Raw genomic sequence first — 19,797 nt, 5'->3', positions numbered from 1 at the left:
GCCCTAGGCTGGTCGCATGCGTCAGAACCCGAGCTTCGCCATGACCGACGTCGCCGAGTTGCGTCGGGTCATCGCCGGCAATCCCTGGGCCACGCTCGTCGGACGAGACGGCGAGGGGATGACGGCCTCGCACTACGCCGTGCTGCTGGACCCTGCCCGAGACGACCTCACTGTCGTCGGGCATGTCGGTCGTCCCGATGACCGGGTGCTCGGCCTCGGGGAGGGGGAGCTGCTCCTGGTGTTCCAGGGGCCTCATGGGTACATCTCGCCGGGATGGTACGGCGACGTCGCCGCTGTCCCGACCTGGAACTACGTCGCCGTGCATCTGGCGGGCACGCCGGAGATCCTCTCCAGTGAGGAGAACCTGCGGGTCCTCGAACACCTCGTCGCGCATTTCGAGCGGGGTCGACCCCAACCCCGCGGGATGTGGACGCCCCCGAACGACGAGGCGTTCGTCCGCCGGATGGAAGCCGGGACGACGGGGTTCCGTCTGACGCCGACACGGGTGACGGCCAAGCGCAAGCTCAGCCAGAACAGGCCGGACGACGTGATCGAGAACATCGTCCTCCAGCTCTCGGAGGACGGGTCCTCGCCGAACCCGGTGCTGGCCGCCGAGATGCGGCGCGCCCACGACGCCCGTGTCGCCGCCAGGGACGCCGCGGCGTTCCGGAGCGAGGACGGACGGCGGTCGTGAGCGAGATCGCGGCGCTGCGCGCCGTACGCGTCGCGACTCCCGACCGTCGTCTGCTCGCGACCGACGACCCGGTGGACGTGCTGATCGAGGACGGACGGATCGCCGACATCGCGCCGACCGGCGCGCTTTCGCTGACCGGCGCGGTGATCGACGGCGCCGGTGCATGGCTTCTCCCCGGCCTCTGGGACCATCACGTCCATACGGTCCAGTGGGCGCTTGCCTCGCAGCGCGTGTCGCTGGAGGGAGCCTTGTCGGCGGCCGAGGCCGCGCGGCGGATGGGGGAGGCGCCGGTCCTGGGGGACGGCCGGCGCGTGGGCACCGGCTACCGCGCCGTGCGCTGGGCGGACGAGCCGTCTCTCGACCTGCTCGACCGTGCCACCGGCGAGACGCCGACCTACCTCATCAACGCGGACGTGCACAGCGTGTGGCTCAACTCCGCGGCCTTCCGCCGTGAGGGCATCGCGGCGCCGAGCGACGGCGTCCTCCGGGAGGAGAGCGCGTTCGAGATCTCGCGTCGTCTGAACGACGTCGACCCCGCCGTCGCGGACGCCGCGGTGGCGGATTCCGCCGCGGCAGCGTCCGCGCGAGGGGTCGTCGGGATCGTCGACTTCGACATGGGTTGGAACGCGGGAGCCTGGAACCGTCGTCTGTCAGCGGGGTTCGATCGCCATCGGGTCGAGTTCGCGGTCTATCCGTCACTTCTGGAGCGGGCGATCGGGGAGGGACTCCGGAGCGGTGAGCCGATCACCGAGGACCCCGCATCCGATCCGCACGGTCTTGTACGGATGGGGCCGTTGAAGGTCATCTCGGACGGCTCCCTCGGCACGCGCACGGCCGCCTGCTCCCATGGCTACGCCGACGATCCCGGCAACCGCGGCGTGCTCACGGTCCCGCCGGAGGAGCTGCAGGCACTGCTGACACGGGCCGCCGGTGCCGGGATCGACGCGGCCGTGCACGCGATCGGGGATGTGGCGTTGTCGTCCGCGCTCGACGCCTTCGCCCTCTCGGGGGCCCGCGGTACCGTCGAGCACGCCCAGCTGGTGCGGCAGAGCGACCTGCTCCGTCTCGCCCGGCTGGGGATCGCCGCGAGCGTGCAGCCACAGCACGCCCTGGACGACCGCGACGCCGCGGACGCGCTGTGGGCGGCGCAGACGGCGATCGCCTACCCGCTCGCGAGCCTGCACCGCGCGGGTGTGACGCTGAGGTTCGGCTCCGACGCGCCGGTGGCCCCGCTCGACCCCTGGCAGGCGGTCTCCGCGGCCGTGCATCGCACGGATGACGACCGCCCCGCCTGGCATGCCGAGGAACGGCTCGACGTCGAGACCGCCCTCGCGGCGAGCGCGTTCCGGGGCACGGAGGGGCCCGCGGCGATCCGTCCGGGGGCGGTCGCCGACCTCGTCCTCTGTGCCGACGATCCCGCCACCGCGGGGCCGGAGCGATTGCGCACGATGCCGGTCCTCACCACGATCGTCGGTGGCAGGGCCACTCATGACGTGACGAACGGGGGGTAACCCCCTTATCCTTCCGGTTGCTCACCGTCTGGTTCCGCGAACACTTTGCCGGCATCGTGGAGGTGGGACGTGGTTCGCGTCCGTCTCACCCGCCTTATCCGCCTCACCCCAGGAGGAGCCCATGACCACCGTTCAGGAGCCCACGACAGCGATGAGCACCGCCCCCGTCGTCCCTCCGCAGACGCGGATCGCGGTCGCACCGAACAGAAAGGGATACGCAGAGGCCTGGCGTTGGGCGCCGGGCGCCGCGTTGTATCTCGTGGTCCTGTCCATCCCGACGGCCATCCTGGGAATGGCGCTGATCCTTTCCGTCTTCCTCGTCGGCGTCGGGAGCATCGTGCTCGTGATCGGCGTTCCGCTGATGGTGGCGGGCCTCTACCTCTCCCGCGGGTTCGCCGTGACCGACGTCGCCCTCCAGGGCATCGGCGGAGCCCCGGGGTTTCCCGCGCCGGACTGGCGTCGCGGACGCTCCGGTGACGGGCGCTGGGCACGCCTCATCCAGCCCCTTCGCAACGGGCACTACTGGATGGCGCTTCTCTACGGCGCCGTCGTGCGCCCCGTCATCGCGATCCTGACCTTCGGCCTCTCCACCGCGTGGCTCGCGCTGTCCCTGGGCGGACCGACCTACTGGTTCTGGTCGCGGTTCGTCCCGACGAACCGCGAGTCCGAGCGGGTCTGGGTCACCTGGGCCGTCGAGCACATCTTCTTCGGGATCGACCAGAGCCCGAACACCGAGGTATGGGCGTCGGCGCTCTATCTCGTCGTCGGGCTGGTCTTCCTCCTCACGCTGCCGCTCGTTCTCCGCGGGCTCCTCTTCCTGCACCATGCGGCCGCGGCGGCGATGCTCGGGCGCTGGGCGGCCGACGACTTCGGCGCCCAGGTGGCGGCGATGGACGCCTCGCGGGGTGCCGCCATCCGCGCCGAGGACGCGGCGCTGCGCCGGCTCGAGCGTGACATCCACGATGGCCCTCAGCAGCGGCTCGTGCGACTCCAGATGGACCTTGCCGCGATCGAGCGTCGCGCGGCCGACGGCGACCTCGACGCGGCGGCCCGGCTGGCCAAGGAGTCGCGCGGGCAGGCGCAGTCGGCGCTCGAGGAGCTCCGCGCGCTCGCCGGCGGGGTCGCGCCCCCGCTCCTCCAGGACCGGGGGATCGTCGAGGCGCTTCGCGCGCTCGGGGCCGTGTCCCCGATCCCGGTCTCGACGTCGATCGACCCGGAGATCGACAGGCGCCTCACGCCCGAGACCGCCCGCAACCTCTACTTCATCGTCGCCGAGCTGCTGACCAACGCGGCGAAGCACTCCGGAGCGACGGCGGTGGCGCTCAGCGCGAGCAAAACAGCGGAAGAGGTCGTCGTGACCGTGCACGACGACGGCCGTGGCGGAGCGGTCTACCAAGACGGGCATGGCCTCGACGGCCTTCGTGGCCGGGTCCAGGGGCTCCGCGGGCAGCTGCGGATCGACAGCCCCGAGGGAGGGCCGACCGTGATCGTCGTCCGGCTCCCCATCGCGGCCGCGTGAGACGCGTGAGGGCGGTCGCCCGAACTATCCTGAGAGGGTGACCGACCCCTCCGCGGCCCTGCGCGTGATCCTGTTCGAGGACTCGATGCTCCTCCGGGAGGGGCTGATCCGGTTGTTCGACGAGGGCGGCTTCGAGACGGTCGGCGCCCATGGCGACGTCGATGACGCCGTGGCCAGGGTTCGTGACTCCGAAGCGGACGTGGCGGTGCTCGATGTGCGCATGCCGCCGGCTTTCCGCGACGAGGGAGTGCGAGCGGCTCTCGCGATCCGGGCTGCGCTTCCTCAGGTCGGGATCCTGGTGCTCAGCCAGTACGTCGAAGGCGTCTACGCTCGTGAGCTGCTGGGAGCCGGCTCCGGCCGGGTCGGCTATCTCCTCAAGGACCGGGTCGCCTCGCTCGCGGAGCTGTCTGAGGCCGTGCATCGCGTGCGCGAAGGAGGCACCGTGCTCGATCCTCTCGTGGTGCAGCAGCTCGTCTCGGCCGGCCCGGATCCGGTGACGACGCTGACTCCGCGCGAACGGGACGTTCTCGGGGCGATGGCGGAGGGACGGAGCAACGGATCGATCGCCGAACGTCTGTCCATCGGCGTCGGCGCGGTGGAGAAGAACGTCAGCGCGATCTTCGGGAAGCTGGGCCTGGAGGACACGGGCAGCGAGCATCGGCGGGTTCTGGCCGTGCTCGCTTACTTGCAGCACGGCGCCCGCACCTGATCCGGTGCGGGCGCCGTGCCTCGGGCCGATGGTCGGCCGTGGAGTGCGTCAGGCCGCGACGTGCGAGACGAGGAACCAGCGGTCCTTCTCGAGGCCGCGCTGGATCTCGATCGCGACGTCCTGACTGGTGAGGTCGATCTCGTCGAGGCCGTCGACGGCGGCCTTCACATCACCGAGGATTGCATCGATGTCGGCGATCACGTCACGGACCAGGTCGTCGGATTTGGTGAAGCCCGCGGGGACGTTCGTGGCGCCGGCCTTCTCGGCGACGGCCGAGAGACGGGCGTCGATCGGGAGACCGAGGGCGACGATGCGCTCAGCGGCAGTGTCGGCGAACTCGCCGGCGTGGTCCACAATCGTGTCGAGCAGCTCGTGCACGCCGACGAAGTTGGCGCCGCGGACGTGCCAGTGCGCCTGCTTGCCGTTGACGGTCAGCGCCTGGAGGCCCAGGACGACGGGGGTGAGGAACTGCGCGGCGGCGGCGGCGACGGTCGGGTCGCTCGTGGTCGTGGTGGTGGTCTCTGCCTTGCTCATGGTTCTCCTCGATGTCTCTCAGCGGTGACAGATACAACGCTACTCGCCACGCGATGTTCCGCAACCAAGCTGAGGCATCGCTTAGTCCTGGTCAGAGGGCAGTTCGGGAAGGCTATCCTGACCGAGGATCCGCGGAGTGCTGCGTGCCGGGACCGGCTCGGCGACGATCCGCGCTACCGTCGTCTGGTGGCCACAGCAGGTGAATCCTCCCGCGTCGACCTCCGGCGATCCCGCCCGGCTTCCTCCGAGCATGCCGCGGTGTCCCGCTTCATCCCGCACGTGCAGGGGCTCCGCGCGATCGCCGTGCTGTTCGTGGTGCTCTACCACTTCTGGCCGGGGCGGCTCTCAGGCGGCTTCGTCGGCGTGGACGTGTTCTTTGTCATCTCCGGATTCCTCATCACCTCCCACCTTGCACGGGAGCTGTCCAGCACCGGGACGGTGAGACTCGGGCAGTTCTGGGCGCGTCGGGCGCGACGGCTGCTGCCTGCGTCGCTGCTGGTCCTGCTGTTCTGCGCGATCGTGGCGGCGTCGCCATATCTGATGCCGACCTCAGCGCTGCCGAACGAGGTGCGCGAGATCATCGCGTCCACGTTCTATGTGGAGAACTGGTATCTCGCCGTCAACTCCGCCGACTATCTGGCGAACACAGGGAACGCCACCACCGTCCAGCACTACTGGTCGTTGTCCTTGGAGGAGCAGTTCTACGTGCTCTGGCCGCTGATCATGCTGCTGGCGGCATGGATCGCGGTGAAGTGGTTCCGAGGCGCGCGACTGCGAGCGGTGGTGGTCGCGATCGCGGTGGTCTCGGCGGCGTCGTTCGCGTTCTGCGTCGTCTACACGATCACGAACCCGGCGCCGGCGTATTTCGTCACGTTCGGGCGGATGTGGCAGTTCGGGGTGGGAGCGGCGATCGCTCTCGTCCCCGCACTCCGGATACGGAACGCGGTCGGGAGCTTCGTGCTCGGCTGGGCCGGCATCGTCGCACTGCTCTACGCGGCGTTCCGGTTCGACGGGCAGACGCCGTTCCCGGGATACATGGCGGCGATCCCGACATTGGGCGCAGCGGCGGTGATCGCCGCGTCGAACACGGACCGATGGTGGTACCCGACGCGGATCCTGTCGATCCCGCCGATGCGGTTCACCGGCGACATCTCCTACAGCCTCTATCTCTGGCACTGGCCGCTCATCATCATCGCCCCCTCGGTCCCGTTCTGGGGCCTCACGATCTATCACCGTGTCGCGCTGCTGGCGATCTGTTTCGTGCTGGCGTGGCTGACGAAGCGGTTCGTGGAGGATCCCGTGCGGGCGTGGAGCCCGCTGACCAGGCGTCGACCGCGGGTGTCGCTGTGGGCGTCTCTCGCGGCCATGGCGCTCGTCGCAGGCGCTGCGGGCACAGGGTGGGCGTTCAACGCCCCGACCTATCAGCAGGGCGTCCAGGCGATCCAGGAGCTGCGGGCGAGCCCTCCGGCGTGCTTCGGCGCCGCATCGGTGCTCGACCCCTCCTGCGCCGGAACCGCGTCGGACACGATCCTTCCCGCTCCTGGCTTCGCGGGCGTTGACCGCCCCGAGGACTCCCGCTGTTTCGTGCAGCTCAACGACTCCCGCCCCGAGTCCTGCGAGTTCGGCTCGACGGAGGAGAACGCCCCCCGCGTCGCCCTCATTGGAGACAGCCACGCCTATCAGCTCCTCCCGACATTCCAGGGCATCGCCGAACGCGAGGGATGGCGCCTCACGACCTACTTCAAAGGCGCTTGTCCCTGGAACACGACGCCGTTGTCGACCGGTGGCGCGTTCGGCGCCGCGTGCGAGGACTGGCGCAAGGGCGTCGCCGACAGGCTCTCGGCGGAGGACTTCGACGTGGTCTTCACCTCCGCGCTCGCCACGACGCCCTATGACGCTTCCGGGTTCGCCTCCTCGGCGGACGCCGCCGTCGCCGGATATCGTGAGGCATGGTCCACGATGACGGCGAAGGGTACGCCGGTCGTCACGGTCGTGGACAACCCGGTGTGGGAGACCGATCCGAACAAGTGCCTGCGCACGAGGGAGGCGGGGTCCTGTGACGGCGCCCGCGAGGATGTGCTCGTCGCGCACGACCCGGTTCGCGAGGCGGCAGCCGGACAGAGGGGCGTCACGCTCCTCGACTTCACGGACGTCTTCTGCGACGCGGAGACCTGCCGGACGGTGGTCGGCGGCGCGAACGTCTACCGGGATCAGGATCATCTGACCGTCACGTTCGTGGACACGCTCGCGCCGCAGTACACCTCCGCGTTGAAACAGGCGATGCTCGAGGCCGGCAACGGGCGTCGGGGCGGATAGGGTCGGAGCCATGAGCGACGATGCGACCGTCCTGTCCCTGCCCGGTCGTGGACCGCGGATCGCCGCATCCGCCTTCCTCGCGTCCGGGGCGAGGGTCGTCGGGGCGGTGACGCTCGGCGAGGGCAGCAGTGTCTGGTACAACGCCGTGCTCCGCGCCGACTCGGACGCGATCACGATCGGCGAGGGCAGCAACGTGCAGGACAACGTCTCGGTGCACGTGGACCGCGGTCATCCCGTGGTGATCGGCGACGACGTGTCGATCGGCCACAACGCCGTCGTCCACGGCTGCACGATCGGCGACGGCTCTCTCGTCGGGATGGGGGCGGTCCTCCTCTCGGGCGCAGTGCTCGGTTCCGAATGTCTCGTGGCCGGGGGAGCGGTCGTTCTCGCGGGCACCGAGGTGCCGGACGGCTCTCTCGTCGCCGGCGTCCCGGCGAAGGTGCGTCGAGCGCTGAGCGCCGAGGAGCGGGCGGGGCTGCGGGAGAACGCGCAGATCTACCGCCGCCACACCGCGGTCCATCGCGAGGCCCGTGCTCAGGAAACCCCCGTCGGCTGATCCGCATCGCCATCGGCCCGGCCGACGGACGACCTCCTGGACCGAGCGGACAAGCCGTTGAGTTCAGGGTTTCACGATCGGAATCGCCCCCGTCTCGGCGGCCACCTTCCGCCGATAGAGCCGGCGCTGCTCGGGGAGGGAGACGTCGAAGACCACCGCGAGCACACGGATGACGGCGGTGATCGCGATCCCGACGGCCGCGTCGAGCGGGACGTCCATGCCCAATGCGTGGGTGACGGCGATGAACGTGCATCCCGCGCCGGCGGCCACGGCGTAGAGGGAGCCGACATGCATGATCGAGACCGGAAGTCCCATGAGGACATCGCGGAGCACGCCGCCGCCCGCGGCCGCGCAGACCCCGATGAAGACCGCGGGGACGGGAGGGATGCCGAAGGTGATCGCCTTGCTCACGCCGAAAGCCCCGAACATGCCGATCACGACGGCGTCGAGGACGACGATGAACGTGTTCACGCGGTGAAGCACGCCGGCGAGCAGCATCCCGACGAGTGACGCGCCCCCGGCGGTGATGAGATACCAGTTGCTCTGCAAGGTCGCCGGCGGCTGCCCGATCAGGATGTCGCGGATGAGCCCTCCGCCCATCCCGATCATGATCCCGATGATCGACACGCCGAGAAGGTCGAGTCGTCGCTGGCCCTGGAACCCCGAGGCGAACATCGCCCCTTGGACGCCGCCGAGGCCGACGCCAAGGAGGTCGGCCCAGAGGGGAATGATGAACAGCGGTTCGGTCACTCGTCCATTGTCTCCGCACCGAGGGATAATCGGGAGATGCCGACCTACCGAGACGAAGCGGTGGTCCTGCGCACCCACAAGCTCGGTGAGGCGGACCGCATCGTCACGATGCTCTCGCGACGGCACGGCAAGCTCCGTGCTGTCGCGAAGGGCGTGCGACGGACCTCGTCCAAGTTCGGCTCCCGCCTGGAGCCTTTCATGGTCGCGGACGTGCAGCTGTACCAGGGTCGTTCGCTCGACATCGTGCAGCAGGCCGAGTCGCTCGGAGCATATGGCGCGGACATCGCCCTGCACTACGACCGCTTCACTGCCGCGAACGCGATGGTCGAGACCGCCGACCGCCTGAACGACGCCGAGGCCACGCCCGAGCAGTACCTCCTGCTGGTGGGCGGTCTGCGTGCGCTGGCACGGGGGGAGCATGCCGCGCGCAGCATCCTCGACTCTTATCTGCTGCGCGTCATGGCGCTCTCGGGATGGGCGCCATCCTTCGGCGACTGCGCTCGGTGCGGCAGGCCTGGGCCCCACACGACGTTCGTCGCCCAGCTCGGCGGTCTCGTCTGCGAGGACTGCGCCCCCATGGGCAGCGCGAGGATCGGCGGGTCCGCCCTCGACCTGCTCCGCGCGCTCATGGCCGGTGACTGGATCGCGGTCGACGCGGCTTCCCCGGCCGACTCGGCGGCGGCCTCCGGCCTCATCGCCGCCTATGCGCAGTGGCATCTGGAGCGGGGGATCCGCTCGCTCGCCCATCTGGAAGGAACCCGGTGACCCCGAAGCCCTACACGCACCGAGACGCCGTCGCGTACCGTCCGCTGGACTGGACGGGTATCCGGCCGCCGCGCTTCCCGGCGGTGCCCAACCATGTCGCGATCGTGATGGACGGAAACGGACGATGGGCCAACCGGCGCGGTCTGAACCGGATCGAGGGGCACAAGGCCGGCGAGGAGGTTCTCCTCGACGTCGTGGCCGGAGCGATCCAGGCCGGTGTCAGGCATCTCTCGGTCTACGCGTTCTCTACCGAGAACTGGGCGCGGTCGCCCGAGGAGGTGCGCTTCCTCATGGGGTACAACCGCGACGTGCTGCACCGTCGTCGAGATCAGCTCAACGAATGGGGTGTGCGGGTGCGCTGGGCCGGTCGCAAGCCGCGGCTCTGGGGATCGGTGATCAAGGAGCTCCAGTACGCCGAGCAGCTGACGAAGGGCAATGATGTCCTCACGCTGACGATGTGCGTGAACTATGGCGGGCGGATCGAGCTCGTCGATGCGATGCGGTCGATCGCGGAAGAGGTGAAGGCCGGGCGGATGCGACCCGGTGCCGTCACCGAGAAGGCCATCCGTCGCCATCTCTACGTTCCGGACATGCCGGATGTGGATCTCTTCCTCCGCAGCTCGGGGGAGCAGCGCACCTCGAACTTCCTGCTCTGGCAGTCCGCCTACGCCGAGATGGTCTTTCTCGACACGCTGTGGCCGGACTTCTCCCGCGAGGAGCTGTGGCGCGCGATCGGGATCTACCTCTCCCGTGATCGGCGCTTCGGCGGTGCGGTGGACACGCCGGCCTGAGAGAAGGCGGTCCCCGACATTCGCAGATGCTCGCGACGGAATAGGCATCGGACGCGCGCGGTTGCAGGAAGATGTGAGCGAACCCATCTCGATCGACATCTGGTCCGACATCGCCTGCCCGTGGTGCTACATCGGCAAGCGCAACCTCGAGGCCGGTCTCGCCGCGGTCGGCGAGGATGACGACGCGCCGCAGGTGGTGGTGACGTTCCACTCGTTCGAGCTGTCACCGGACACGCCGGTGGACTTCCACGGGGACGAGGTCGACTTCCTGGCAGGCCACAAGGGCATGCCGCGCGACCAGGTGATCCAGATGCTCGACCGCGTGACGGGGGTCGCGAAGGACGCGGGGCTCGACTACCGCTTCGACGTGCTCCAGCACACGAACACGGTCAAAGCCCACGAACTGCTGCACTTCGCGAAGAGAGTCGGCAGGCAGCAGGAGATGACAGAGCGCCTGATGTCCGCGTACTTCACCGAGGGGCGCCATGTCGGACGCATCGACGAGCTCGTCACTCTCGCGGAGGAGGCGGGACTCGATCCCGTCGAGGCACGCGCGGCGCTGGAGTCGGAGCGCCACCTCTCCGATGTCCGCCAGGATCAGGCTCAGGCTCAGGCCTACGGGATCCAGGGGGTCCCGTTCTTCGTGATCGATGGGCAGTATGGCATCAGCGGCGCCCAGCCGGCGCAGGCGTTCGAGAACGTGCTGCGGGAACTGTGGGCCAAGCGCGGCGAAGCGGCCGACGATGCCGCCGTCCGGGCCTGACGTCTTCTGCGGACGGGGTCAGGGCGGGACGGTCAGGCTCGCGGCAGGGCGTTCTCGATCGCGGTGACGATCTCGGCGTCGTCCGGACGCTGCTTCGGACGGAAACGACGCACGGTGCCGTCCGCTGCGACGAGGAACTTCTCGAAGTTCCACTCGACCCGTCCCGCCTTCCCCTGGCCGTCCGCCGTCTGCTTCAGCGCTTTGTAGAGCTCGGCGGCGTTGCGGCCGTTGACCTTGACCTTGTCGTTGACGGGGAAGGTCACGCCGTACGTCGTGGAGCAGAACTCGAGGATCTGCTCCATCGAGCCCGGTTCTTGACCGAGGAACTGGTTGCACGGGAAGCCGATCACGGAGAGCCCGCGATCGCCGTACCTGCGCTGCAGCTCCTCCAACTGCTCGTACTGCGGCGTGAGCCCGCACTTCGACGCGACGTTGACGACGAGCACCGGCCCGGAACCGTAGTCGTCGAGCGTTCGCTCGTTCCCCTCGGCGTCGCGGAACGGGATCTGGCGCAGCGGCGTGTCGGTCATGTCCACAGCCTACGTCCGCCGATCCGCAGCGGCGCCGGATCTGGGAGAATGAAGAGGATGACTCTCGCCCCCGCCCCCGTACGTCCTCTGCGCATCGGTCCGATCCGGCTCGATGCGCCTGTGGTGCTCGCCCCGATGGCGGGGATCACCAACACCGCGTTCCGGCGCCTGTGCCGCGAGTACGGCGCGGGGCTCTACGTCAGCGAGATGATCACCTCCCGCGCGCTCGTCGAGCGCAACGCCATCACGATGCGACTCATCCAGCATCATGAGAGCGAGACGCCGCGTTCCATCCAGCTCTACGGTGTGGACCCCGCGACGATCGCCGAGGCGGTGCGGATCATCGTGGCCGAGGATCGTGCCGACCACATCGACCTGAACTTCGGCTGCCCTGTCCCCAAGGTCACCCGCAAGGGCGGTGGGGCAGCGCTTCCATGGAAGATCGGGCTGTTCGCCGATATTGTCGACCGCGCGGTCAAAGCCGCGGGCGACGTCCCCCTCACCGTCAAGATGCGCAAGGGCATCGATCGTGATCATCTGACCTTCCTCGACGCGGGACGGGCGGCGGAGGACGCGGGGGCTGCGGCCGTCGCACTGCACGCGCGCACCGCGTCCGAGTATTACTCCGGGCATGCCGACTGGAGCGCGATCGGCGAGCTCAAGCAGGCGGTCACCTCGATCCCCGTCCTCGGCAACGGCGACATCTGGGCGGCGGAGGACGCCGTGCGGATGATGGACGAGACCGGCTGCGACGGCGTCGTCGTCGGACGAGGCTGCCTGGGGCGTCCGTGGCTGTTCGGCGAGCTCGCCGAAGCCTTCGGAGCCGCGCACACCCCTCCCGTCGACGCGACGCTGGGCTTCGTCGCTTCGGCCTTCCGGCGGCACGCCGAGCTCCTCGTCGAGTTCTTCGAGGACGAGGACCGCGGTTGCAAGGACATCCGCAAGCATGTCGCATGGTACTTCAAGGGATACCCGGTCGGAGGCGATCTCCGGGCGGCGCTCGCTCGGGTCTCCTCGCTCGCTGAGGTCGAGGATCTGCTGGGCTCGCTCGAAGACTCTCCCTACCCCGGCGCAGCGGCCGAGGGCCAGCGCGGCCGCGCAGGCTCGCCGAAGCGCACGGCGCTTCCGGACGGGTGGCTCGACTCGCGGGCGATCGGCGCGGAGACGGGCGACATGATGCGCGGAGCGGAGATCGAGAACAGTGGCGGCTGACGCTCGCGCGGCGGGGTACGGTCCGCACGACGCTGCACGGTTCTTCGGCGAGACGCATCGCTCGGAACGCGACGACTTCGCCCGCGACAGGGCTCGTGTGCTGCATTCGGCGGCGTTGCGTCGGCTGGCGGCGAAGACCCAGGTGCTGAGCCCGGCGAGCACGGCCGACTTCGCGCGGAACCGACTCACCCACTCGCTTGAGGTGGCTCAGGTCGGGCGGGAGCTGGCGATCGCGCTCGGCGTCTCCGCGGACGTCGTCGACACCGCCTGCCTCAGTCACGACCTCGGGCATCCGCCGTTCGGCCACAATGGCGAACGCGCGCTGAACGACTGGGCTGAGAGCATCGGCGGGTTCGAGGGGAACGCGCAGTCGCTGCGGATCCTCACCCGGCTGGAGGCGAAGGTCCTCGACGACGCCGACCACTCGGTCGGCCTCAACCTCACCCGCGCCAGCCTCGACGCGACGTGCAAGTACCCCTGGACCGTGGACAGCCCGATCCCCGACCCCGGAGGGCGGCTGAAGTTCGGCGTCTATCCGGAGGACGAGTCGGTCTTCCGCTGGATGCGGGACGGCGCGCCGGGGCGGCTGCGGTGCATCGAGGCGGAGATCATGGACCTCTCCGACGACATCGCCTACTCCGTGCACGATTTCGAGGACGCGATCGTCAACGGCTATCTGGACGTGGCGAAGCTGGCCGACCCGGCGGAGCACCACGCGCTTGTCGGACGCGTCCAACAGTGGGTCGGCTACGACTACACACGCGAGAGCCTCGCCGATGCGCTCTACCGGCTCACCTGTCAGCCGATGTGGATGAGGTCCTTCGATCGGTCTCGCCGGGATCTCGCCCGTCTGAAGAACCTCACCAGCGATCTCATCGGACGCTTCGCACGCGCGGCCGTGTCGGCGACACGCGAGGCATACGGAGGCCCGTCGCTCGCGCGGTACAACGCCCATGTGGTCGTCCCGCCGGTCATCGAGACGGAGATCGCGGTGCTGAAGGGGATCATGGGTCAGGCGATCGTGACGATCGACGCCCGTCGAGGCGTCTACAAGGAGCAGCGTCGCGTCCTGAAGCGACTCGCCGACGCGCTGTGGTCGACCGATGCGCTCTGGACGGCCGGCGCCGATGTTCTCGAACCCGCTTTCGCCGCCGACTTCCTCGCGGCGGACTCGGATGCGGAGCGCGCCCGCGTCGTCGTCGACCAGGTCGCGAGCCTGACCGATCAGACAGCCGTGGACTGGCACAACCGGCTCGTGGGTGACATCGATCCGGCCGAGGTCGGCATCTGGACTCCCCGACATGTCCGCCCCGGCGCTCGGGCGCATGGCGCTGTCCGACCGGCGATGCCGGCGGCCGTCGAGGTGCGCTGATGCCGCGGATCTCGCAGGCCGACATCGACGAGGTCAAGGCACGCACCAACATCGCCGACATCGTGGGCGAACGGGTCGCGTTGAAGTCCGCCGGCGTCGGCTCGATGAAGGGGCTGTGCCCGTTCCACGATGAGAAGAGCCCGAGCTTCCACGTCCGTCCGCAGGTCGGCTTCTACCACTGTTTCGGGTGCGGAGCCTCGGGCGACGTGTACTCCTTCCTGCGCGAGATGGACCACGTCAGCTTCAGCGAGGCGGTCGAGCGGCTGGCAGGACGGATCGGCTTCACCCTGCACTACGAGGACGGCGGAGCGGCACCGGAGACGAGCGGCCGGAGTCGTCTGTACGCGGCGAACGCCGCGGCGGCGGAGTTCTTCCGCGGTCAGCTGCTGAGCCCGGAGGCCGAGTCCGCCCGCCGGTTCCTCGGGGAGCGGGGCTTCGATGCCGGGGCCGCCGCGCACTTCGGCGTGGGATACGCCCCGCGCGGCTGGGACGGGATGCTCAAGGCGATGTCGGCGCAGGGGTTCACGAGGGACGAGCTCAGCGCCGCCGGTCTCGTCTCGACGGGACAGCGTGGAGTCTATGACCGGTTCCGCGGACGCCTGGTCTGGCCGATCCGCGACGTCACGGGGCAGACGATCGGGTTCGGCGCGCGCCGCCTCTACGACGACGACAAGGGCCCGAAGTACCTCAACACTCCCGAGACGCCGATCTACAAGAAGGCGCAGGTGCTCTATGGTCTCGATCTCGCCAAGCGCGACATCGCGAAGGGGGATCCACGTCGCGTCGTCGTCGTCGAGGGCTACACCGATGTGATGGCGTGTCATCTCGCCGGAGTGACGACCGCGATCGCCACCTGCGGAACCGCATTCGGCGCGGAGCACATTAAGGTGCTCCGCCGCGTCATGGGCGATGACGACGCGCACGGCGAGGTGGTCTTCACGTTCGACGGCGATGAGGCGGGGCAGAAGGCCGCGCTTCGCGCCTTCGCAGAGGAGAGCCGCTTCACGGCCCAGACCTTCGTCGCGGTGGCGCCGGACGGCCTGGATCCGTGCGATCTCCGCCTTCAGCGCGGAGACGCGGCCGTGCGCTCGCTCCTGTCAGCCAAGGTGCCGCTGTTCGAGTTCGTGATCGACCGCAAGCTGGCCTCCTACGACCTCGGCACGGTCGAGGGGCGCGTCGGGGCGCTACGCGCGGCCGCGCCGATCGTCGCCGAGATCCGCGACCGACTGCTGCGGCCGGAGTACGAGCGGGTGCTCGCCCGAAGGCTCGGGATGGACCCGGTCGACGTGCATGCCGAGGTCCGTCGCGCGGACGCCCGCAGGAAGGACGGCGGAAGACCGCAGGGGAGACCCGAACAGGATGCCGCCAGGACGAGCGACAGCGGTCGCGGTGACTCTTCATCGAGCATCGAGCCCGGCGCCGCTCCCGGGCTCGCGCCGGTGACGTTCGTATCCTTGCCGCGCACGGGCGACGCCCTGGTCGAGCGCGACGGCCTGATGGGCGCTCTGCAGTACGGACACCAGATCGACCAGGAGCTCCTGGCACGCGCGATGGAGGCGCCGTTCCAGGTCGCCGCTCTGGACGCGGTCCGCGAGGCCGTCATCGCTCAGCCCGATCGCCGGCGGCCGGGATGGGCGATGACGGCGGTGGACGCCGTTCGCGAGCCGTATCGCGCACTGGCCGGGGAACTGCTCATGGCGCCGTTTCCGGCGCGTGACGAGGAGGGCGCTCTGATGTCGGCGACCGACCTCATGCGGACGCTTATCCGTCGCTCCCTCGACCGTGAGAAGCAGGAGCTGCTCGGCGCGATCCAGCGTGTGCCTCCCGACTCGGACGGGGGCCGCGCGCTCCGGATCCGCCTGCGCGACATCGATGTCGAGCGTCAGCGCTACGTCGAGTCCTGAGCGCGAACGTCATCGCGCAGGCCATGATGGTGTCATGGCACGAGCACGAGCGGACGAGTCCGTCGCGATCGACTGTAGCGATCTGGTGATCGATCGATGGGGGCACGGCAGTCCCACACGCGCGATCGACGGCGTGACCTTCACCCTCCCGGCCGGCGAGCTGATGTGCATCGCCGGCCCGACAGGGTCAGGCAAGTCCACTCTTGTCGCCATGCTCGCCGGGGCGAGCGACGCCACCTTCCGAGTCACGGGGGGCGACGCCTCGGTGGCGGGCATCTCGATCCGCCGGCCGGGACGGCGACTGCGGGAGCTGACCTATCGCACGGGTTATCTGCCGCAGCGAGGCGGTGCCGACCTCACCCCGCAGCTCACGGTCCAGGAAGCGATCGCCGAGCCGATCCTCCGGCGGGAGCGCAGGGTCAACACGAAGGCTCTCGCCATCCGTGTGGCGACGCTTCTCGATGAGATGCATCTGCCGCTCGCGACGGCGGAGAAGTTCCCCTACGAGCTCAGCGCCGGCATGCGGCAGCGGGTCGCCGTGGCTCGTTCCTTCGTGCTGGAGCCGCGAGTGCTCATCGCCGACGAGCCTCTGGCGAACCTCGATGTGGAGGTGCGGCACGTGGTCTTCGACGCGATCGCCCGTCGTCGGCAGGACTACGGACTGGCCGCGTTGCTGGTGAGCAACGACGCGGCGTTCGCGCGAGAGCTCGGCGCCGAGACGTTGATGATCCGCGAGGGGCATGTGGTCGCACGAGGGGTGGGCGCAGACCTGGTCTGGACTCCCGGAGCCGGGACGGACCACCCTTAGCCGGGGTGGCGACGGGCAGTGCTGGATCGACACGCGCGAGAGCGTCTGGGTTTCCGGTGTGCGCTTCCGGTCCTGCTATGATCGTTGAGTTGCCCGCTGGCGGGCACTTTCCCCTGTAGCTCAATTGGCAGAGCAATCGGCTGTTAACCGATAGGTTGTTGGTTCGAGTCCAACCGGGGGAGCCAGAAGAAGGCGTCTGTCTCGATCGCGAGGCCGGCGCCTTCGGTCTATGACCGCTTCGACCCTCCGGATGGCGCTGATCTGCCGGCGTCCGCCGACGCCCGTCCCTTCGACACCGCCGCGGACACCGACCAGCTGATCGGCGTCCGCGGCGGTGTCGAAGGTCGTGTCAGGTCCTCTCGGCTCCGTGCATGCCGGTCACCCACTCCGGGAGATCAGCGTTGGCGGGAAAGAGCCGGGCGGCTGCGGTAACGACAGAGCGTGCGGGGGCGTCCCGTTCATCCACCAGCGCACGTGTTCCGGTCCGCGGTCTGTCCCTTGACATCGGGCGGGAGCGTCACCTGGGGAGCGCCTGAGGCGGGTGCGGTGCTCTCCTCCTCGGTGGCGGGGGAGTCCGAGCCGGTCTCGGAGCTTGCGGGACCGGACGAGAGCAGCACCGGACGGTCCTCACGCAACGCCGCGAACAGCTGCCTCGCCTCCTCCGGGACGGGTTCGACGCGGTTCGGGTCAGGGTCGTAGGCCCGGACCGGGAGCTGGAGGAGCACCATACGATCGAGCGACACACTCGCGAGCGTCCCCGCGAGACCCACGAGCGCCTCGGGGCGGGAGAGCGCCTTGTCCACCTTGAGGGTGCGTCCCGCGGCGTCGGCGAGCCCGAAGAGCGCGACAGGGTTCGTCAGGGTCTGTGCGCTCTTCACCTTGCGGGCGAGCGCCGAGAGATACGTCTGCTGCGTTCGGATGCGGCCGAGGTCGCTGCCATCGCCGATCCCATAGCGCGTGCGGACGAACGCCAGCGCCTCGTCGCCCTGGATCGTGTGCCTTCCTGCGGCGAGGTGCAGCCCCGAGTCCGAGTCGTCGACGTTCTCCGCGAGGCAGACGTCGACTCCTCCGATAGCGTTCGTGATGTCGATGAAGCCGTCGAAGTTCACCACCACGAAGTTGTCGATGTCGAGGCCGGTGTAGGCGCGGATGGTGTCGAGCGTGCAGTACGGGCCGATGTCGAAGGTGCTGTTGACCTGCGTCGTGTCGGTCGCGTGGTAGGTCGTGCCGCTCGCGTTCGTGCAGGAGGGGCGGGGAAGCATGGTGTCGCGCGGAATGCTCACGAGCGTCGCGTCGGTATGGGCGGCGTTGACGTGAAGGAGCATGAGGGTGTCCGAGCGGTCTCCTTCCACGTCGTCGTCTCCGTACTGCCCACTGGTGAGGCCGTCCCTGCCGTCCGAGCCCATGATCAGCAGGTTGACCGGGCCGTCCCAGCTCGGGATGGTCTGCGCGCCCGTATCGTCGCCGGGGCGTGAGACGGCGTTCGTCGCGAGGTTGTCCGAGACACGCAGGACCAGGGCGACCGCCGTGCCGGCGATGCCAAGCACGGCGACGACGATCACGGCCAGCAGCGCGACGACGATGCGGCGCCGGCGCCGGCGCCGTGACCGACGCTGTGGGGGTTGGTCGGCCTCGGAGAGGGGGGTGGTCGCGGCGGGCGGAGTCGGGCGTCTCATCATCATCGTCACCGTTGTTCGGGGGAAAGCGCCTTCCGGCGCAGAGCACGGCGGCTCCAGCGGAAGATCACAAAAGGATAACGGCCACGCTAGCAAGCGTCAGGGGAGGTCCCTCCCAGAGTGCTGTGAGTTCCCGGCGATGGCGTGTCGGTGCATCTTCCTCTGTCGGGTGGACGTGGTTCCGGTCGCCTGCGAGGTCTCCGGACCTCGGCGGGACGACAGATGAGGGGGCCCGCCGACGCGGACCCCCTCATCTCGGGCGACGATGCCGAGGACTACTTGGCGCTGCCCTTGAGGGATCCGGTGGTCTGGCCCGCGGGGTCCGCGACGAGGCACTGGATCAGTCGGTCGTTGAGCTGGTTCCAGGTCTGCTCGGTCGGTGAGAGATAGTAGGCCTCAAGCGTGGTCGACTCGAAGGGGACGCCGACGAAATCGGTGAAGGGCTGCGCATAGCACTGCTCGGCCGCGCTCTCGACGGTCGCGGCATCGTAAGCGCCGTCCTCGATCTTGAACTCGTGGTAGACCTCCTGGTCGTGCGCCTGGGTGCACGGCACCACGTTGGCGTCGCTGATCTGGGTCGCCGCTCCGGTGTCCATGAGACAGTCGCCGAGCTTCAGGCTGAAGATGTCGATCTTCGCGCTCGCGGTGACCTCGCCGCTCTTGTCATCGCGCGGAGCGTCGGCGCTGCCGCCGAGGAGTCCCTGGATCGCGCTGCAGCCGCTGAGGCCGGCGGCCAGGATGACGGCCGCACCGGCCATCATGACGCGGGTGCGGGTCTTGGTGCTGATCATGGGAGATTCCCCTCTGAGTGCTGTGCGTTTCGCGTGAATTACCTGTATGAACGTACAGGCGTACAGCTCTCGACGCCAAGTCGGCAAATAAGTTTCCTTGGTCGCATTACGCACGCCATATCGGGAAGCAGGTGTCAGGCGGGGGAGACCGAGGTCGAAGGGGTCGCCGGGCCGTCCCGGAAGGTGAGCATCTGGTCCTGAAGGCCGAGGGCGGCCCACCCGATCGCGCGGAAAAAGGCCGCGGCGGCAAGGTTGTCTGGATCGACGTAGGCCTCCCGCGCGCGATCGTCGGGCACGTCCTTCCAGCGTTGCACCGCCTGGACGACACGCCGGCCGAGCCCTTCTCCGCGGCGAGCGGGATCGACAGCGATGTCGGTGATCGCGTGAGGGAGGTCGTCGTGTCCCCAGACCACGCCTACGAGGCCCGCTGGCTCTCCGTCCTCCTCGAGGACCAGCTGAACACCGTCGTGCTCCGCGAGCACCGCCTCGAGCCATTCCTCGTCGAGCGGGCCGAGCTCGCGATCGAGAACGGGATCCGCATACCAATCCTGGATCCATCCCCCATCGTCGCGCCGCATCCGACGGACCGTGGGCGG

Annotated in this window: 19 protein-coding genes and 1 tRNA gene; 14 read left to right on the top strand and 6 right to left on the bottom strand. The window is 69.2% G+C overall.

Going from position 1 to position 19,797, the window contains the following annotated elements:
* Positions 1-16: 16 nt before the first annotated feature.
* The 4 genes from ACP15J_RS02350 (at position 17) to ACP15J_RS02335 (ending at position 4,433) form a co-directional block, all read left to right on the top strand.
* Entirely contained in the window at positions 17-694 is a 678-nt protein-coding gene (locus tag ACP15J_RS02350; protein ID WP_424935647.1) for an FMN-binding negative transcriptional regulator, read from the top strand.
* Complete coding sequence (locus tag ACP15J_RS02345) at positions 691-2,205, top strand: amidohydrolase (protein WP_424935648.1); 1,515 nt, start codon at positions 691-693, stop codon at positions 2,203-2,205. The genes ACP15J_RS02350 and ACP15J_RS02345 overlap by 4 nt, the downstream gene beginning before the upstream one ends.
* 121 nt (positions 2,206-2,326) lie before the next feature.
* On the top strand, positions 2,327-3,724 hold the full coding sequence (locus ACP15J_RS02340) for a sensor histidine kinase (protein WP_424935649.1): 1,398 nt from the start codon (positions 2,327-2,329) through the stop codon (positions 3,722-3,724).
* A gap of 37 nt (positions 3,725-3,761) precedes the next feature.
* Positions 3,762-4,433, top strand: a complete 672-nt coding sequence (locus ACP15J_RS02335) for a response regulator transcription factor (RefSeq protein WP_424935650.1) — start codon at positions 3,762-3,764, stop codon at positions 4,431-4,433.
* Between the two features lie 48 nt (positions 4,434-4,481).
* Here the strand turns inward: ACP15J_RS02335 and ACP15J_RS02330 are convergent, their stop codons facing one another.
* Positions 4,482-4,967: a Dps family protein gene (locus ACP15J_RS02330; RefSeq protein WP_424935651.1), complete on the bottom strand. Its 486-nt coding sequence runs from the start codon at positions 4,965-4,967 to the stop codon at positions 4,482-4,484.
* 258 nt (positions 4,968-5,225) lie between these two features.
* Between ACP15J_RS02330 and ACP15J_RS02325 the strand changes: the two genes are divergently transcribed.
* Together ACP15J_RS02325 and ACP15J_RS02320 are read left to right on the top strand one after the other, a co-directional pair.
* Entirely contained in the window at positions 5,226-7,283 is a 2,058-nt protein-coding gene (locus ACP15J_RS02325; RefSeq protein ID WP_424935652.1) for an acyltransferase family protein, read from the top strand.
* A gap of 10 nt (positions 7,284-7,293) precedes the next feature.
* A complete protein-coding gene (locus ACP15J_RS02320) occupies positions 7,294-7,839 on the top strand; it encodes a gamma carbonic anhydrase family protein (RefSeq protein ID WP_424935653.1) in 546 nt (181 codons plus the stop codon).
* Between the two features lie 63 nt (positions 7,840-7,902).
* Here the strand turns inward: ACP15J_RS02320 and ACP15J_RS02315 are convergent, their stop codons facing one another.
* Positions 7,903-8,589 carry a trimeric intracellular cation channel family protein gene (locus tag ACP15J_RS02315; protein WP_424935654.1) on the bottom strand — a complete coding sequence of 229 codons (687 nt, stop codon included), beginning with the start codon at positions 8,587-8,589 and terminating at the stop codon, positions 7,903-7,905.
* Between the two features lie 36 nt (positions 8,590-8,625).
* On the opposite strand from ACP15J_RS02315, the gene recO reads away from it, so the two are divergent.
* From recO to ACP15J_RS02300, 3 genes are all read left to right on the top strand, one after another.
* Positions 8,626-9,354 (top strand): DNA repair protein RecO, encoded by a 729-nt coding sequence (gene recO, locus ACP15J_RS02310; protein ID WP_424935655.1) that lies wholly within the window; start codon positions 8,626-8,628, stop codon positions 9,352-9,354.
* Positions 9,351-10,145: an isoprenyl transferase gene (locus ACP15J_RS02305; protein ID WP_424935656.1), complete on the top strand. Its 795-nt coding sequence runs from the start codon at positions 9,351-9,353 to the stop codon at positions 10,143-10,145. The genes recO and ACP15J_RS02305 overlap by 4 nt, the downstream gene beginning before the upstream one ends.
* 73 nt (positions 10,146-10,218) lie before the next feature.
* Positions 10,219-10,908, top strand: a complete 690-nt coding sequence (locus tag ACP15J_RS02300) for a DsbA family oxidoreductase (RefSeq protein WP_424935657.1) — start codon at positions 10,219-10,221, stop codon at positions 10,906-10,908.
* Positions 10,909-10,940: 32 nt separating this feature from the next.
* Here ACP15J_RS02300 and ACP15J_RS02295 read toward each other — a convergent pair whose 3' ends face one another.
* Positions 10,941-11,438, bottom strand: coding sequence for a glutathione peroxidase (locus tag ACP15J_RS02295; RefSeq protein WP_197220194.1), 498 nt, complete (start codon positions 11,436-11,438; stop codon positions 10,941-10,943).
* Positions 11,439-11,495: 57 nt separating this feature from the next.
* Between ACP15J_RS02295 and dusB the strand changes: the two genes are divergently transcribed.
* The 5 genes from dusB (at position 11,496) to ACP15J_RS02270 (ending at position 16,919) form a co-directional block, all read left to right on the top strand.
* The gene (gene dusB, locus ACP15J_RS02290) at positions 11,496-12,650 is read left to right on the top strand and encodes a tRNA dihydrouridine synthase DusB (RefSeq protein WP_424935658.1); all 1,155 of its coding nucleotides are present in this window, start codon (positions 11,496-11,498) and stop codon (positions 12,648-12,650) included.
* On the top strand, positions 12,640-14,022 hold the full coding sequence (locus tag ACP15J_RS02285; protein ID WP_424935659.1) for a deoxyguanosinetriphosphate triphosphohydrolase: 1,383 nt from the start codon (positions 12,640-12,642) through the stop codon (positions 14,020-14,022). Before dusB ends, ACP15J_RS02285 begins: the two co-directional genes overlap by 11 nt.
* A complete protein-coding gene (gene dnaG, locus ACP15J_RS02280; protein WP_424935660.1) occupies positions 14,022-15,926 on the top strand; it encodes a DNA primase in 1,905 nt (634 codons plus the stop codon). The genes ACP15J_RS02285 and dnaG overlap by 1 nt, the downstream gene beginning before the upstream one ends.
* 34 nt (positions 15,927-15,960) lie before the next feature.
* Positions 15,961-16,734 (top strand): ATP-binding cassette domain-containing protein, encoded by a 774-nt coding sequence (locus ACP15J_RS02275; protein ID WP_424935661.1) that lies wholly within the window; start codon positions 15,961-15,963, stop codon positions 16,732-16,734.
* A 109-nt stretch (positions 16,735-16,843) separates the two neighbouring features.
* Positions 16,844-16,919 (top strand) — tRNA-Asn (locus tag ACP15J_RS02270).
* A 273-nt stretch (positions 16,920-17,192) separates the two neighbouring features.
* Here the strand turns inward: ACP15J_RS02270 and ACP15J_RS02265 are convergent.
* The 3 genes from ACP15J_RS02265 to ACP15J_RS02255 all read right to left on the bottom strand — a co-directional run bounded on the left by ACP15J_RS02265 (position 17,193) and on the right by ACP15J_RS02255 (position 19,779).
* Positions 17,193-18,410, bottom strand: a complete 1,218-nt coding sequence (locus ACP15J_RS02265) for an LCP family protein (RefSeq protein WP_424980829.1) — start codon at positions 18,408-18,410, stop codon at positions 17,193-17,195.
* A 275-nt stretch (positions 18,411-18,685) separates the two neighbouring features.
* Positions 18,686-19,201: a septum formation family protein gene (locus tag ACP15J_RS02260; protein WP_424935663.1), complete on the bottom strand. Its 516-nt coding sequence runs from the start codon at positions 19,199-19,201 to the stop codon at positions 18,686-18,688.
* Between the two features lie 134 nt (positions 19,202-19,335).
* Positions 19,336-19,779 carry a GNAT family N-acetyltransferase gene (locus ACP15J_RS02255; protein ID WP_424935664.1) on the bottom strand — a complete coding sequence of 148 codons (444 nt, stop codon included), beginning with the start codon at positions 19,777-19,779 and terminating at the stop codon, positions 19,336-19,338.
* Positions 19,780-19,797: the final 18 nt, after the last annotated feature.

It is taken from the genome of Microbacterium sp. S308A+, from assembly GCF_049800815.1.
Classification (GTDB): Bacteria; Actinomycetota; Actinomycetes; order Actinomycetales; family Microbacteriaceae; genus Microbacterium.
The sequence above is the reverse complement of the archived record's forward strand: the minus strand, read 5'-3'. Positions and strand labels throughout refer to the sequence as shown.

Bases quoted from the DNA above. Each gene is read 5' to 3' on its own strand.
- ACP15J_RS02340 (WP_424935649.1), top strand. From the start codon at position 2,327: ATGACCACCGTTCAGGAGCCCACGACAGCGATGAGCACCGCCCCCGTC.
- dusB (WP_424935658.1), top strand. From the start codon at position 11,496: ATGACTCTCGCCCCCGCCCCCGTACGTCCTCTGCGCATCGGTCCGATC.
- ACP15J_RS02255 (WP_424935664.1), bottom strand. From the start codon at position 19,779: ATGCGGCGCGACGATGGGGGATGGATCCAGGATTGGTATGCGGATCCC.
- dnaG (WP_424935660.1), top strand. From the start codon at position 14,022: ATGCCGCGGATCTCGCAGGCCGACATCGACGAGGTCAAGGCACGCACC.
- ACP15J_RS02265 (WP_424980829.1), bottom strand. From the start codon at position 18,410: ATGAGACGCCCGACTCCGCCCGCCGCGACCACCCCCCTCTCCGAGGCC.
- ACP15J_RS02295 (WP_197220194.1), bottom strand. From the start codon at position 11,438: ATGACCGACACGCCGCTGCGCCAGATCCCGTTCCGCGACGCCGAGGGG.
- recO (WP_424935655.1), top strand. From the start codon at position 8,626: ATGCCGACCTACCGAGACGAAGCGGTGGTCCTGCGCACCCACAAGCTC.
- ACP15J_RS02320 (WP_424935653.1), top strand. From the start codon at position 7,294: ATGAGCGACGATGCGACCGTCCTGTCCCTGCCCGGTCGTGGACCGCGG.
- ACP15J_RS02330 (WP_424935651.1), bottom strand. From the start codon at position 4,967: ATGAGCAAGGCAGAGACCACCACCACGACCACGAGCGACCCGACCGTC.
- ACP15J_RS02260 (WP_424935663.1), bottom strand. From the start codon at position 19,201: ATGATCAGCACCAAGACCCGCACCCGCGTCATGATGGCCGGTGCGGCC.
- ACP15J_RS02275 (WP_424935661.1), top strand. From the start codon at position 15,961: ATGGCACGAGCACGAGCGGACGAGTCCGTCGCGATCGACTGTAGCGAT.
- ACP15J_RS02350 (WP_424935647.1), top strand. From the start codon at position 17: ATGCGTCAGAACCCGAGCTTCGCCATGACCGACGTCGCCGAGTTGCGT.